The organism is Klebsiella sp. HC6 (assembly GCF_022605325.1).
Taxonomy (GTDB): Bacteria; Pseudomonadota; Gammaproteobacteria; order Enterobacterales; family Enterobacteriaceae; genus Klebsiella; species Klebsiella terrigena.
Window position 1 is genome coordinate 5,384,480 of the sequence record NZ_CP093276.1, and the last position, 13,598, is coordinate 5,398,077.

The 13,598-nt window shown below is 59.7% G+C and carries 11 protein-coding genes; 2 read left to right on the forward strand and 9 right to left on the reverse strand.

Annotated elements, in window-relative coordinates:
• Positions 1 to 14 precede the first annotated feature (14 nt).
• A complete protein-coding gene (locus MMW58_RS26010) occupies positions 15 to 923 on the reverse strand; it encodes a LysR family transcriptional regulator (RefSeq protein ID WP_159237530.1) in 909 nt (302 codons plus the stop codon).
• Positions 924 to 1,018: 95 nt separating this feature from the next.
• Between MMW58_RS26010 and MMW58_RS26015 the strand changes: the two genes are divergently transcribed.
• The gene (locus MMW58_RS26015; RefSeq protein ID WP_241722410.1) at positions 1,019 to 1,879 is read left to right on the forward strand and encodes an aldo/keto reductase family oxidoreductase; all 861 of its coding nucleotides are present in this window, start codon (positions 1,019 to 1,021) and stop codon (positions 1,877 to 1,879) included.
• A 71-nt stretch (positions 1,880 to 1,950) separates the two neighbouring features.
• Here MMW58_RS26015 and MMW58_RS26020 read toward each other — a convergent pair whose 3' ends face one another.
• From MMW58_RS26020 to MMW58_RS26050, 8 genes are all read right to left on the reverse strand, one after another.
• Complete coding sequence (locus MMW58_RS26020; protein ID WP_241722411.1) at positions 1,951 to 4,344, reverse strand: beta-N-acetylhexosaminidase; 2,394 nt, start codon at positions 4,342 to 4,344, stop codon at positions 1,951 to 1,953.
• Positions 4,345 to 4,503: 159 nt separating this feature from the next.
• Positions 4,504 to 7,212 (reverse strand): magnesium-translocating P-type ATPase, encoded by a 2,709-nt coding sequence (gene mgtA, locus MMW58_RS26025; RefSeq protein WP_133601053.1) that lies wholly within the window; start codon positions 7,210 to 7,212, stop codon positions 4,504 to 4,506.
• A 143-nt stretch (positions 7,213 to 7,355) separates the two neighbouring features.
• A complete protein-coding gene (gene mgtL, locus MMW58_RS30375) occupies positions 7,356 to 7,409 on the reverse strand; it encodes a mgtA regulatory leader peptide MgtL (protein WP_220432789.1) in 54 nt (17 codons plus the stop codon).
• Between the two features lie 140 nt (positions 7,410 to 7,549).
• The gene (locus MMW58_RS26030) at positions 7,550 to 8,302 is read right to left on the reverse strand and encodes an IclR family transcriptional regulator (protein WP_133601054.1); all 753 of its coding nucleotides are present in this window, start codon (positions 8,300 to 8,302) and stop codon (positions 7,550 to 7,552) included.
• Positions 8,299 to 9,636 (reverse strand): MFS transporter, encoded by a 1,338-nt coding sequence (locus MMW58_RS26035; protein WP_159237528.1) that lies wholly within the window; start codon positions 9,634 to 9,636, stop codon positions 8,299 to 8,301. Before MMW58_RS26035 ends, MMW58_RS26030 begins: the two co-directional genes overlap by 4 nt.
• A gap of 90 nt (positions 9,637 to 9,726) precedes the next feature.
• Positions 9,727 to 10,419, reverse strand: a complete 693-nt coding sequence (locus MMW58_RS26040; RefSeq protein WP_133601056.1) for an RraA family protein — start codon at positions 10,417 to 10,419, stop codon at positions 9,727 to 9,729.
• A 17-nt stretch (positions 10,420 to 10,436) separates the two neighbouring features.
• Complete coding sequence (locus MMW58_RS26045; RefSeq protein WP_133601057.1) at positions 10,437 to 12,155, reverse strand: IlvD/Edd family dehydratase; 1,719 nt, start codon at positions 12,153 to 12,155, stop codon at positions 10,437 to 10,439.
• Between the two features lie 10 nt (positions 12,156 to 12,165).
• Positions 12,166 to 12,603 carry a hypothetical protein gene (locus tag MMW58_RS26050; RefSeq protein ID WP_241722412.1) on the reverse strand — a complete coding sequence of 146 codons (438 nt, stop codon included), beginning with the start codon at positions 12,601 to 12,603 and terminating at the stop codon, positions 12,166 to 12,168.
• Between MMW58_RS26050 and treR the strand changes: the two genes are divergently transcribed.
• A complete protein-coding gene (gene treR, locus MMW58_RS26055; protein WP_159237526.1) occupies positions 12,602 to 13,549 on the forward strand; it encodes a trehalose operon repressor TreR in 948 nt (315 codons plus the stop codon). The genes MMW58_RS26050 and treR overlap by 2 nt on opposite strands.
• Positions 13,550 to 13,598: the final 49 nt, after the last annotated feature.

Sequence of the window (13,598 nt, forward strand, 5' to 3'; positions counted from 1 at the left end):
TTCGGCGATTCATCTCATGACGACGCATTCATCTCGCGCACAAAATCAATAAACGCCTGCAGGGGCACCGGGATCAGCCGACGATCGTTGTAGTAAAGATAGGGACCGGAGAACGACAGCCACCACGGCTGTAATATTGGTTCGAGCTGGCCGCTGGCGATGGCGGGCTGCAGCCACTCTTCAAACAGGTAGATAACGCCGGTACCGGCAATCGCAGAGTCAACCGCCAGGTCGACTGCGCTACCGACGCTCACCACCAGCGGGCCATTCACCTGTACGCTGTAGCTCTCTCCCTCACGCTCAAACTCCCACGCCGGCATGACGCCCGTGGCGTAGCGGCCGCGAATACATTGATGGTGCATCAGATCGCGTGGATGCGTAGGCCTGCCGTGCTGGCTTAAATACGCCGGCGCGGCGGCTACGGCAAATCGCTGGCGGCGCGGCCCGATAGGCAGAGCAATCACATCCTGCTCGAGCCGCTCGTCATAGCGAATGCCGGCATCGCAGCCGTCACGAAACACATCCTGGACGTTACTTTCGGCGACGATCTCCAGCTGAATATTGGGATAACGGCGGATAAACTCCGGCACCAGAGAGGGCAATACCAGCCGCGCGGCGCTGACCGGCACGTTCAGCCGCAGCGTGCCGCCGGGAGTATTACGATAGCGATTGAGTGAATCCAGCGCGGCGTCCACTTCGTTCATGGCCGGAAGCAGGCGCTCAATCAGCGCCCTGCCGGCCTCGGTCAACACCACGGTGCGCGTGGTGCGATGAAACAGCCTGATGCCAAGCTGCTCTTCCGCACGACGTACCGCATCGCTTAGCCGCGACGCGCTGCTGCCGGTGATCCTTGCGGCCTCGCGAAATCCCCCGGCCTTCGCCACTTCTACCACCGCATGCAGCAAACCCATATCCATCGACACTGTGCGCCACCTCGTACAGGTTGTCCTCATTTAGCTGGATAGTTGCACAGCGCATTCATCGATACAATCGAAACACACTCATACAGGAGAGCACCATGTCAAAACCCACAATGACTTACCGCCTCGGCGACCGCGAAGTGAACCGTTTAGGCTATGGCGCCATGCAGCTGGCAGGTCCGGGCGTTTTTGGCCCGGTGAAGGATGAAGCGCGGGCCATTCAGGTTCTTCGTGATGCCGTCGCCTCCGGCGTTAACCACATTGATACCAGCGATTTTTACGGCCCGCATGAGACCAACCGGCTGATTAAAAAAGCGCTGCATCCCTATTCCGACGACCTGAGCATCGTCACTAAGGTTGGCGCTCGTCGGGATGAAAAGGGCGGATGGATCCCGGCCTTCAGCCCGCAGGAGCTGACCCGTGCGGTAGAAGAGAACTTACAGAATCTGGGGCTGGACGCCATGCAGGTGGTGAATCTGCGCAGCATGCATGACGTCCACACGCCGAAGGAAGGTTCGCTGGAAAAAGAGCTGGAAACGCTGATTCAGCTGAAAGAGCGCGGATTAATCCGTCATATTGGCCTGAGTAACGTGACCGCCAAACAGATCGTCGATGCGCAAAAAATGACGCCGATTGTCTGCGTTCAGAATATGTATAACCTTGCCAACCGCCAGGACGACGAGCTGGTCGATAGCCTGGCCGCGCAGGACATCGCCTACGTGCCGTTCTTCCCGCTCGGCGGTTTCTCGCCGCTGCAGTCCGCGCGGCTCGATGAGGTCGCCGGCGAATTACAGGCAACGCCCATGCAGGTCGCCCTCGCCTGGCTGCTCAAGCGCTCGGCCAATATTCTGCTGATCCCCGGCACGTCATCGCCGCAGCATTTGCAGGAGAACCTGGCCAGCGCGCAAATAGTATTGTCCGATGAAGTGATGGAAAAGCTGAACGGGATCGCTGGCTAAGCCGCTGGTCTCTACGGCAAGAGTCTTCTGCCACAGTGCCGGCCCTTAAGGCCGGCACTGGCATATCTCCCCTACTCGACCTTCGTTGCCCGCAGCAGTTTCTCCAGCGGATAGACCGCCGCAATCACCAGCTCATCCTGGGTTTTCGCCGCCTCATCCAGCTGCGCCTGCACCGACGCATACTCCTTATCATCCAGCGTACCCTGACGGGCCACCAGGTCCGTCAGCCGCAGCCCCAGCGTCGCCAGCTTATCAACCTGCTGCACCACCGGGCCGATCGCCGCCAGCTGATAGCTATTTTCCGTTAGCGCCAGCGCATCGGCGGTATTATTTTGCCAGCGGGTAAAGACGTGGCGCAGCGCGTCCGCGCTTTCGTTATCTTCCGCATCGCTAATCAGCCTTTCGGCCCAGCGGTCAAGGCTGCGCACGGTGTCGCTCTCCGGCGGCAGCGCGTCGGCCAGGCGGTTCAGCGGCTCAAACTGATGATAGTTATTGGCCTGGAACTTCAGATGCTGGCGCGTGTAATAGTGCGCCGGCTCGATGGCCTGGGCGAGGATCTGCAGCGCCAGGGGGCTGCCGCCGTTTGCCAGCCGGGTGAACTGCACCAGCTGCTGGCCGTGCTGCTGCAGGCCGACCGAGACCGTTGACCAGCCGTCCATGGCCTGCAGGCGCTGGTACATATTGTCGCTGTCTTTGACATCCTGCGCCGACCACAGCCGCTCGGCGACCGCGAAGGCCCGCGGCCACAGCTTGATATCCAGCACCGGCGCCGCCACGTTTTCCGCCCACAGCGCCGCTTCGCCGCCGAGCAGGTTCTTCTGCTGTTCGGCATCGGGAACCACCGGCGGGGTTCCCTCCGGCACCTCGTCCAGCCGCTGCCCGCTCACCGGATAGCGGGCATTGCCCAGCAGGAAGTAGCCGCCAAGCTTATCGTCGTTGACGGTGAGCACCGGCCGGGTTTCCCCCATCCAGGTATCGACGCTGAAGGTTATCTGGTTATCGTTCAGCCACGCGATATCCTGCACCGCCCGACGTGATTTACCCTTAAAATCAATAAACCCGCGCCAGCCGCTCTCGCTTTTTATCAGCGTGAAGCTGCCTTCCACCGCGCTCCCCTTCAACCGCGGCATCACGAAGCTCCAGCTTTGGGCGCTGTCGTTATCGGTAATGGTGTCGACGCCGTTCAGCCCCTGCGGCACGATTTCATTGCGGTAGTGATAGGCGGTGTACTGCGGCTGATCGAGATAAAACCCGGTAGAGAGGATCCCGCGATAGCCGTTCTTCGCCACCTCCCCCAGCGCATCCTGCCCCTGCCACGACTGGATCAAAATGCTTTTCGGCAGATCGGGATGATAGATTTCGTCCCAGCCCACCATCTGGCGATGGTGCTTTTCGAGGATCGTCTCCAGCCGGCGGTTGAAGTACGCCTGCAGCGCGTGGCTGTCCGCCAGCCCCTTATCGCGCATAAACTTCTGGATCGCCGGATTCGCCCGCCACTGGCTGTCGTCAACCTCATCCCCGCCAATGTGCAGATAGGGATCGGGGAAGATCGCCGCCAGCTCGCCGATCATCGCCTCGGCAAAGGTGTAAGTGGCCTCTTTGGTCGGGTCAAGCACCGGCTTAAGCACGCCCCAGTGACGCTCCATTTGATAGGGGCCCGGCGCGCTCATCAGCTCCGGATAGGCCACCGCAATGGCCGAGGCGTGTCCCGGCATGTCGATTTCCGGCACCACGCGGATGCCGCGATCCGTCGCGTAGCGCACGATCTCTTTCATCTGCGCCTGGGTGTAGAACAGCCCGTCGCTGGCCTGCTGCTGCAGCTTTGGATAGCGCGTGGAGGCAAAGCGCCAGCCCTGATCGTCGGTCAGGTGCCAGTGGAAGACGTTGAGCTTGGCGGCCGCCATGCCGTCAATTTGCCGCTTAATGGCCTCCAGCGGCATAAAGTGGCGCGCGGAGTCCAGCAGCAGCCCGCGCCACGGGAAGCGCGGCGCATCGTCGATCGTGACGTAAGGAATGGCGGTATTCTCCGCGCCGTTCTGGATCAGCTGGAGCAGAGTTTCCATCCCGCGCAGGGCGCCGAAACGGGTGTTCGCCCTGAGGGTCACGCCCTCGGCGGTCACCTTCAGCTGGTAGCTTTCATCGCTGTCGGGGCGCGGAATGGCCGGGACCTTTTTGGTAATCACCACGTTAATCGTCGGCGCTTTCGCCGGCGCCAGCTGCGGTTCCAACGTCCAGCCGGTCTGGCGGGCGATGCGCTCGCGCCAGCGGCCGGCGGCATCCCCCACATCGTCGCCGCTGACGTTTAGCGTCAGCTGATTATTCAGCACCAGCGCGCCCTGCGCCTGCGGACGTTCGACGTGAGCCGGCCAGGGCATAAGCGGCAGATCGCCCGCCGGGGCGGCGCAGGCCAGGCCGCTGAGAATTAATCCGCTGGTAAGCAGTCCATAGCGCAGGGTGTTAAGCATGAGTTTTCCTTTTGATGACGGGCCAAAAAAAAGCAAAACATTTGGTTAACATGCGCCAAAAAAAGCGTCAAGGAAATGACATGACGGGCTTCACAACTTGATGAAGTTTAAGATAAATGCCCTCTCCCATGAACGGGAGAGGGGCGGAGGAAGCCAGGGTTACTGCCAGCCGTAGCGACGGCTGTAGAAGCCTTTGACCATCTGGGTCAGCGTCATATAGCCCGCCAGAATCGCAATCAGCCACGGGAAGTAGCTCAGCGGCAGCGCCTGCAGCTGTAGATAGCCCGCCAGCGGCGAGAACGGCAGCGCGATGCCGACCACCATCACCACCAGGGTCATGGCGAACAGCGGCCACGCGGCGCGGCTCTGGACAAACGGAATGCGTCGGGTGCGGATCATATGCACAATCAGCGTTTGCGACAGCAGCCCTTCAATAAACCAGCCCGACTGGAACAGCGTCTGCGCTTCCGGCACGTTGGCGTGGAACACCCACCACATCAGGCAGAAGGTGAGGATATCGAAGATTGAGCTAATCGGGCCGAAGAAGACCATAAAGCGCCCCAGCTCGGCCGGGTTCCAGCGCTGCGGCTTACGGATCTGCTCATCGTCCACGTTATCAAACGGGATCGCCACCTGGGATACATCGTACAGCAGGTTCTGAATCAGCAAGTGCAGCGGCAGCATCGGCAGAAACGGCAGAAATGCGCTCGCCACCAGCACGCTGAAGACGTTCCCGAAGTTCGAGCTGGCGGTCATTTTGATGTACTTGAGCATGTTGGCAAAAGTGCGGCGCCCTTCGATAACCCCCTCTTCCAGCACCATCAGGCTCTTTTCCAGCAGGATGATATCCGCCGCCTCGCGGGCGATATCCACCGCCCCGTCGACGGAAATCCCGATGTCCGCCGCGCGCAGCGCCGGGGCGTCGTTAATCCCGTCGCCCATAAAGCCCACCACGTGCCCCTCGCGTTTGAGCAGCGTCACGATGCGCTCTTTATGCAGCGGCGCAAGGCGCGCAAACAGGGTGGTTCGTTTCGCCAGCGCCGCCAGCTCGTCGTCGCTGAGCGCTTCAATCTGGCTGCCGACAACCACCTCTCCCGCGTCGAGGCCCACCTCATGGCACACCTTCGCCGCCACCAGCTCGCTATCGCCGGTGAGGATTTTGACGGTAATGCCGCTGGCCTTCAGCGCTTTCAGCGCCGGGGCGGTGGTCTCTTTCGGCGGATCGAGGAACGCGATATAGCCTTCGAGGATCAGATCCGACTCGTCGGCCCGCTGATAGTCCCCTTCCCGCGCCGGCAGATAGCGGGTCGCTACCGCCACCACGCGCAGCCCCTGACGGTTAAGCGTGTCGGTTACCCGGCGGATGCGGCGCAGCATGGTCTCGTCCAGCGGCACGATGTCGCCGTTGTAGCGGACCTGGGTCGAGACGTTGAGGATCTCCTGCAGCGCGCCTTTGCAGATAAGCTGATGGACGCCCTCCTGCTCGCTCACCACCACCGACATCCGGCGGCGCTCAAAGTCGAACGGGATCTCGTCCACTTTCTGCCAGCGCTCGGCCAGCTGGCGGGCGGCGTCCAGCTCCACGCCCTCCAGCACCGCGGTATCGAGCAGGTTTTTCAGCCCGGTCTGGTAGTGGCTGTTAAGCCAGGCGGCGTTCAGCACCAGCTCGCTCACCTTGCCGGAAACGTCGGTATGGTTTTCCAGCACGATTTTATCCTGGGTCAGGGTGCCGGTTTTATCGGTACACAGGATATCCATCGCGCCAAAGTTCTGGATGGCGTCGAGGTGTTTGACGATAACCTTCTGTTTCGACAGCTTCACCGCCCCGCGCGCCAGGGTCGAGGTGACGATCATCGGCAGCATTTCCGGCGTCAGGCCAACCGCCACCGACAGGGCGAACAGCGCCGCTTCCCACCAGTCGCCTTTGGTAAAGCCGTTGATCAGCAGCACCACCGGTGCCATCACCAGCATAAAGCGGATCAGCAGCATGCTGACGCGGCTGATGCCCTTCTGGAAGGCGTTGGGTTCGCTCTCCTGCTCGCTCACCCGCCCGGCCAGCTGGCCGAACCAGGTGCCGCCGCCGGTGGCGAAGACGATCGCCTGCGCCGTGCCGCTCACCACGTTGGTGCCCATAAAGCACAGGGTATCGCACTCCAGCGGGTTGCTCTGCAGCGGGTCGCGGCTGCGGGCCACTTTTTCCACCGGCAGCGATTCGCCGGTCAGCGACGCCTGGGCGACAAAAAGATCGCGCGCCTGGAGAATGCGCAGGTCCGCCGGGATCATATCTCCCGCCGAGAGCTTAACGATATCCCCCGGCACCAGCCGGTCGATAGGCAGCTCGCACCAGCGGCTTTCGCCCTGCTCGTTGACCACCCGCAGCACCGTGGCGGTGTTGCTGACCATCGCCTTCAGCGCATCCGCCGCCCTGGTGGAGCGGGCTTCCTGAATAAAGTTGAGCAGCGTGGAGATCCCGACCATCAGCGCGATCACGCCCGCGGCAAACAGATCCTCCGTAGAGTAGGAGACGACGCCCAGCACGGTTAGCAGCAGGTTGAAGGGGTTGCGATAGCAGGTCCACAGATGCACCCACCACGGCGAAGGCTTCTGGGCGGGGATTTGGTTGTCGCCGTGCGCCGCAACTTTCTGCGCCACTTCGGCGGCGTTGAGCCCTTCCGGGTGGCTGTCGAAGGCGCGCCAGATTTCGTTTTCATCCATGGCCGCCACGTTCAGGCAGCGCTTGCCCAGCGAGTCCGGGATCGGCGCGCTGGCCAGATTGCGGGCATCGGGCAGCGGATCGCGCTGCACCAGGCGGTGTGGCAGGTGGCGGCTAAGCTGCGCAAACAGCTGCCGGGTAAAATTTTTCAGCATAAACAGTCCCTCCGCGCTCGCACGGCGAACGCAGCAAATCGACGGGCACGGTAAAACCCTACCTGTCAGGCATTATTTTTTTATGGCAGGGACATCAAAGACGTCACTGCTTTACGCTTCCGGTAAAGCAGTGCTAAGCAGGCTTACCGGAAAGGGGTATAACTCCATCGAGGATGAGGAGTGGGATCGGGGTCCATAAAATCTCCGGTAAGTGAGTAAAAAACGGCGCGGATTGTACCGCGGCCAGCGATCTATTTGTAGCAATTATGGCTATGGTAACCCCGCGTAACTAAACCAAACGTATACGCGCAGCCGTTCAGGCCTTTTTATCACGCGTTCAGCATCGCGAACGCATTAGCGCGGCAAGCGCATCCCCCAGCGCCGTCGCCATTTCTCCCAGGGCCTGCTTTGTCTCTTCATAGTCTCCCGGCAGCCGATCGAACCACGGGCAGGTAATCACCGCGTGGGCGTAGCTATCCGGTCCGAAAACGGGCCACGAGGCCGACGTCAGTCCAATAATGCGATCGTGGGGGATTTCGGCAAAGCCCTGGGATTTTATGCGCGCAAGCTGCTCGGCCATCTCCCCGCGTAATGCCGTATCCAGCGCGTGATGGCGGATCAAACGCCAGCTATCCTGGTCGCTGGCGAAGGCCAAAAGCACCAGCGATGAACTTGAGCGGATGGTATGCAGCAGCGACCCTTCTCTGGCGCTAATCGCCGGGGTGAAGTCCGGGTGACGATGGGCGATAACGACCACCCGATCGTCCCGCAGTCCGGCCAGGTGGCAGGGTTGATTGGTACGCCAGGTAAAGTCTTTCATCAGCTGCTGGCAGCGTTCCGACTGCGCCAGCTGCTCGATATAGCGGTACTGGCCGGTGAGGGGGAGTTTATCGGTCAAATGATAATAGCGTCGGGCATCCTGCCTGAGGTACCCCTCCTCTTCCAGGCACTGAATAATCCGGAATAGCTGGTTAAAGGAAAGGCTGAGCGCCAGGCTAATCTCCCCCATCGTCATGGGGACGCCCGACGCCGACAAATATTCCAGTACGCGTAAACCCCGGCTTAGCGCCGGGGCTCGATAATCGGTCATAACGCTCCTTTCTGTGGCGCATCGGTATGATGCAGCGGATCCTGGTCATCGCTGCGCCGGTGCAGATAGCGAATCGTCAATAGCGTCACCACGCAGCCGATGGCCATACACCCGCCTAAATAGTACATCGGGGCGCTGACGCTTCCCGTCAGATCGCGTACTGCCGGAACGGTATTCTGCGCAAAGAAGCCGCCGAGGTTAGCCAGCGAGTTTATCGCCGCTAATCCGGCCGCTGCCGCCGAGCCGCCTAAAAACCGCGTCAGGGTCCAGAAGCAGGGCTGAATTGAGAATATAGCCATAATAACCAGGGTTATGCATAAAAAACTCAGCCAGGGCGTGGCGATAAACAGCGCGCTGCCGGCAAGAAAAAACGCGGCCACCAGCATCGGCAGGGCAATATTTTTCACCGGATCGGAGGTCCGCGCCGGGTTGCGCGTCATCCACCAGAGCAGCAGCATCGCCATCAGCCAGGGGATCATGTTGATCAGCCCGTTGGTCATATCGGATACGCCAAACCCTTTCACAATAGTTGGCATCCAGTAGCTCAGACCATAGGCGCCAAAGGAAATAAAGCCCAGCACCAGCGCCAGCAGCAGCACCCGCGCGTCTTTCAACGTTTTCAGCACGCCGTTCACCTGGCGATCCCGGTCCCGGCTCTGCTCCTGCTGCAGCATCGCCCCAAGCCAGGCCTTTTCCTCCGCGCTCAGAAAGCGGGCTTTTTCCGGCGTATCGGGCAGCCAAAAAAGGACCGGAATAATAAACAGCAGCGCCGGCAGGCCGGTGCCAATGAAAATCCACTGCCAGCCCTCAAGATTCAATATGCCATGAATGCTTAACAGCGCGCCGTTAAGCGGCGCTCCGATCAGGTTCGCCGCGAGGCTGGCCATAATCAGATAGCCAACAACCCGGGGACGATACGCCAAAGGAAACCAGCGGGTCATGTAATAAAGCAGGCCGGGATAGAGGCCCGCCTCGGCGGCGCCCAGGCAAAAGCGTAAAACGTAAAACATGCTGGCGCTGGTGGTAAACGCCATTAAAACCGTAATGGCGCCCCACGTCAGCATTATCCTGGCAAACCACAGGCGGGCGCCCACTTTATGCAGCATGATATTGCCCGGGACTTCAAATAATAAATAGCCAATAAAGAATAACGATGCGCCAAGGCCGTAGGCGGTTTCACTCAGCGACAGGCTTTCCGCCATATGGAGCTTGGCAAAACCGATATTCTGCCGATCGATATAGGCAATCACGTAGAGCATCACCATGATCGGTATTATTTTGGCGGAAATTTTCTTTATCGTCGCCCTTTCCATACGACCGTCTGCAGAACACATAATTGCATCCTTAATTTAGTTCATCAAATAATGATGGTGCGATATAACCGTGTTCGAAGAATAAAAGCGTGAGGCCCCCTGAAATAACGCTTACATAATACCGAACTTATCAAAGGCCTCGACGGTACTCATGCCTTTTCTCAGCGCGTGCAGCACTTCATTTTCACCTTTAGCCTTTTCAAACGCCCCGTGGAAGGCTTCGTCCACCGCCTGCGCCGGGATCACCAGCACGCCGTCGCGGTCGCCAAAAATCACGTCGCCAGGCGCAACCCGCACGCCGTCCAGTTCAATAGGCACGCGCCAGTCAACCACCTTGCCGCGCGGTCCCTGATCCTGCGCGTAGCTGCCGAAGGAGGCCACCGGGAAACCGAGGTTCAAAATTTCATTGCTGTCCCGATGGTAGCCATGAATAACGGCTCCGGCCGCCCCGCACTGCATGGCGCGGGTCGACATTAGCCCGCCCCATTGCGCATAGCGTAGCGAGCCGCCCGCACAAATATAAACTTCATTCTTTTGCAGATCGTCCAGCGCGTGAAACATTAAGCCGAACGGCTTTTCGCTGAGCGTATTATGGCCTGGAGCGCTTTGCTGGAAATAATCAGCTTCGAGTACCGGCATCGCCCGGCCAATAATAACCATATTGGCATCAATCGGTTTTAACTGCGGCGATAAAAACTGATGAAGCAATCCCATTGAATCCAGAATATCCCCCACTAATGCAACAAAGAGCTTTTCTTTTGCTAATGCAAATAACGTTTCATCATCTGACCAGGCGTGGCTCATAATATTTCCTCTGTGTATTATTCAGGATGGGGTTCACGTTTAATGTCACTACCTGACTTACCCGGTAAAAAGTTCAGGTCGGCGCCGGTGTGCGCCTGCTGCACCGTCTGGATATAAAGGCTGGCGTAGCCGCGGGGATAATCAGGATATTCCTGCGGTCGGTTTTCTTTACGCCTGCTCAGTTCGCTATCGCTGACGTGCAGCGTCAGCCGGCGCTCGCGGCAGTTCAGCTCAATCATGTCGCCGTTTTCCACCACCGCCAGGGTTCCGCCGATGGTCGATTCCGGGCTGACGTGCAGGACAATCGTGCCAAATGCGGTGCCCGACATGCGCCCGTCCGAGATGCGCACCATATCGCGCACGCCCTGCTGTAGGATCTTCAGCGGCAGGCCAAAGTTACCGACTTCCGGCATGCCCGGATAGCCCTTTGGCCCCACGCCCTTCAGCACCAGAATATCGTCGGGCCGCACGTCCAGATCCGGGTCATTGATGCGCCGGTTATAATCTTCGATGTTCTCGAAAACGACCGCTCGCGCGGTATGGTTGAGCAGCGCCGGCGTCGCAGCCGAAGGCTTTATCACCGCGCCGTCGGCGCAAAGGTTGCCCTTCAGCACAATCGTTCCGGCGTCATCCAGCAGCGCATTGTGCCGCTGCGCAATGACGCGCTCGTTTAAAATCGCCGCCTCGCGGTAGTTTTCATCCAGGGTTTTGCCATTGCACTGCAGCACCTGGCTATGCAGCTTGTCGGTAAGCTGGCCGATCACCGCCGGAACGCCGCCCGCGTAGTAGAAATCCTCCATCAGAAACTCCCCCGACGGCTTCAGGTTTGCCAGCAGGGGAACGTTCTGGCTAAAGCGGTCAAAATCCTCCAGCGTCAGCGGCACCTCGATCCGCCCGGCAAGCGCCAGAAGATGCAGGATAAAGTTGGTTGAACCGCCGATTGCCGCATTGACGACGATGGCATTCTGAAAAGCCTCGCGGGTCAGGATCTGCGACATGCACAAATCCTCTTTCACCATCTCGACAATACGCCGGCCGGACAGCCGGGAGACCCGACGACGCGCGGCGTCAACGGCGGGAATGGCGGCCGAACCCGGCAGCGACATGCCCAGCGCCTCGACCATGCAGGAGAGCGTGGACGCGGTACCCATCGTATTGCAGGCGCCGGGGCTGCGCGACATGGCGTTTTCCACCTCGTCAAACTCGGCCTGGCTCATCAGGCCCGCACGCAGGTCCTCGCTAAATTTCCACAAGTCGGTGCCGGAACCGATATCCGCCCCGCGGTATTTACCGTTGAGCATCGGTCCTCCGCTCACGACCAGCGTCGGTAAATCCACGCTGGCGGCCCCCATCAGGCAGGATGGCGTCGTTTTGTCGCAGTTGGTGAGCAGCACCACGCCGTCAATGGGATTCCCACGAATCGACTCTTCAACGTCCATGCTGGCAAGGTTGCGGAACAGCATGGTCGTCGGCTTCATCAGCGCTTCGCCGAGCGACATCACCGGAAACTCAAAAGCCACGCCGCCGGCTTCGAGAACGCCCATTTTGACCTGCTCGGCAAGATCGCGTAGATGCGCGTTGCAGGGGGTTAATTCAGACCAGGTATTACAAATCCCGATAACCGGTCGACCATCAAAAATATCATTGGGCAGCCCCTGATTTTTTAACCAGCTTCTGGCAATAAACCCTGATTTATCCTTGCGTCCAAACCACGTCTGGCTACGATATTTTTTCATTACGTTGCGCTCATTTTCCAGAAAAGGTGGGTGTTAGCGGCAGTGTAATTGATGTGGCGATCCCGTCAATTCGCCGCAAGATGCCGGCAAAAGCCGCCGTTTGTGAGTGAGTAAATAGAATCTTCGCTCCCGCCCGTCCCGTGCTTTTACAGGTAAAAGTCAAAAAGGCCGCACGGCTATTGATGGCAAAAATATTATTTAATATCAGCGCAATATAGTTAGGTTGCTTTTTGCTGGTTTCATATATAAAAGTTAAATTCCCGCAAAGAAATCGCGAAAATGTGATCTGTATCGGAATAGCCGCCGCGGCCTGGCACTGCGGCTGCTTCGACAGGCGGCGCAAAGGGGCAGCCGATCCGCTGCCGGACGTAAACCAGACTTTGCTCATTGCGGTCTGGTTGAGTAGCATTAGGCTCAATTTAATCGGACCACCGCGAGAATCCTGCATGCAAAACCGGCTGACCATCAAAGATATCGCGCGCTTGAGCGGCGTCGGCAAATCGACGGTATCGCGCGTGCTCAACAATGAAAGCGGCGTCAACGAGCGCACCCGCGAACGGGTGGAGGCGGTCATGCTGCAGCACGGCTTCTCGCCCTCCCGCTCCGCGCGCGCGATGCGCGGCCAGAGCGACAAGGTGGTGGCGATTATCGTCACCCGTCTGGACTCGCTGTCGGAAAACCTCGCCGTGCAGACCATGCTGCCCGCTTTTTACGAGCAGGGTTACGATCCGATTATGATGGAGAGCCAGTTCTCCCCGGCGCTGGTTGGCGAGCACCTCAGGATCCTCGCCCGCCGCCATGTCGACGGCGTGGTGCTGTTTGGCTTTACCGGCATTACCGAAGAGATGCTCACGCCGTGGCGCGAAACGCTGGTGCTGCTGGCCCGCGACGCGCCGGGCTTTGCCTCGGTCTGCTACGACGACGACGGGGCGGTGAGGATGCTGATGCAGCGCCTCTACGATCGCGGCCATCGCCATATCAGTTTCCTCGGGGTGCCGCACAGCGACGTCACCACCGGCCAGCGCCGCCATCAGGCCTACCTCGATTTCTGCCAGCAGCACCGGCTCACGCCCACCGCCGCGCTGCCGGGCCTGGCGATGAAGCAGGGCTATGAAAACGTCGCCGGCGTCCTCAACCCCGACACCAGCGCCCTGCTTTGCGCCACCGATACCCTCGCCCTTGGCGCCAGCAAGTACCTGCAGGAGCAGCGCATCGACAGCCTGCAGATCGCCAGCGTCGGCAGCACGCCGCTGATGAAGTTCCTGCACCCGGAAATTCTCACCGTCGATCCGGGCTACGCCGAGGCCGGACGCCAGGCGGCGCGGCAGCTGATCGAACAGATCGCCGGCAACGCTAACCCTCGTCAAATCGTCATTCCCGCGGCGCTGATTTAGTCCCGCCGGCAGGATTTATGTGATCGTGGCTGCGTTTCGGGAACGTTCC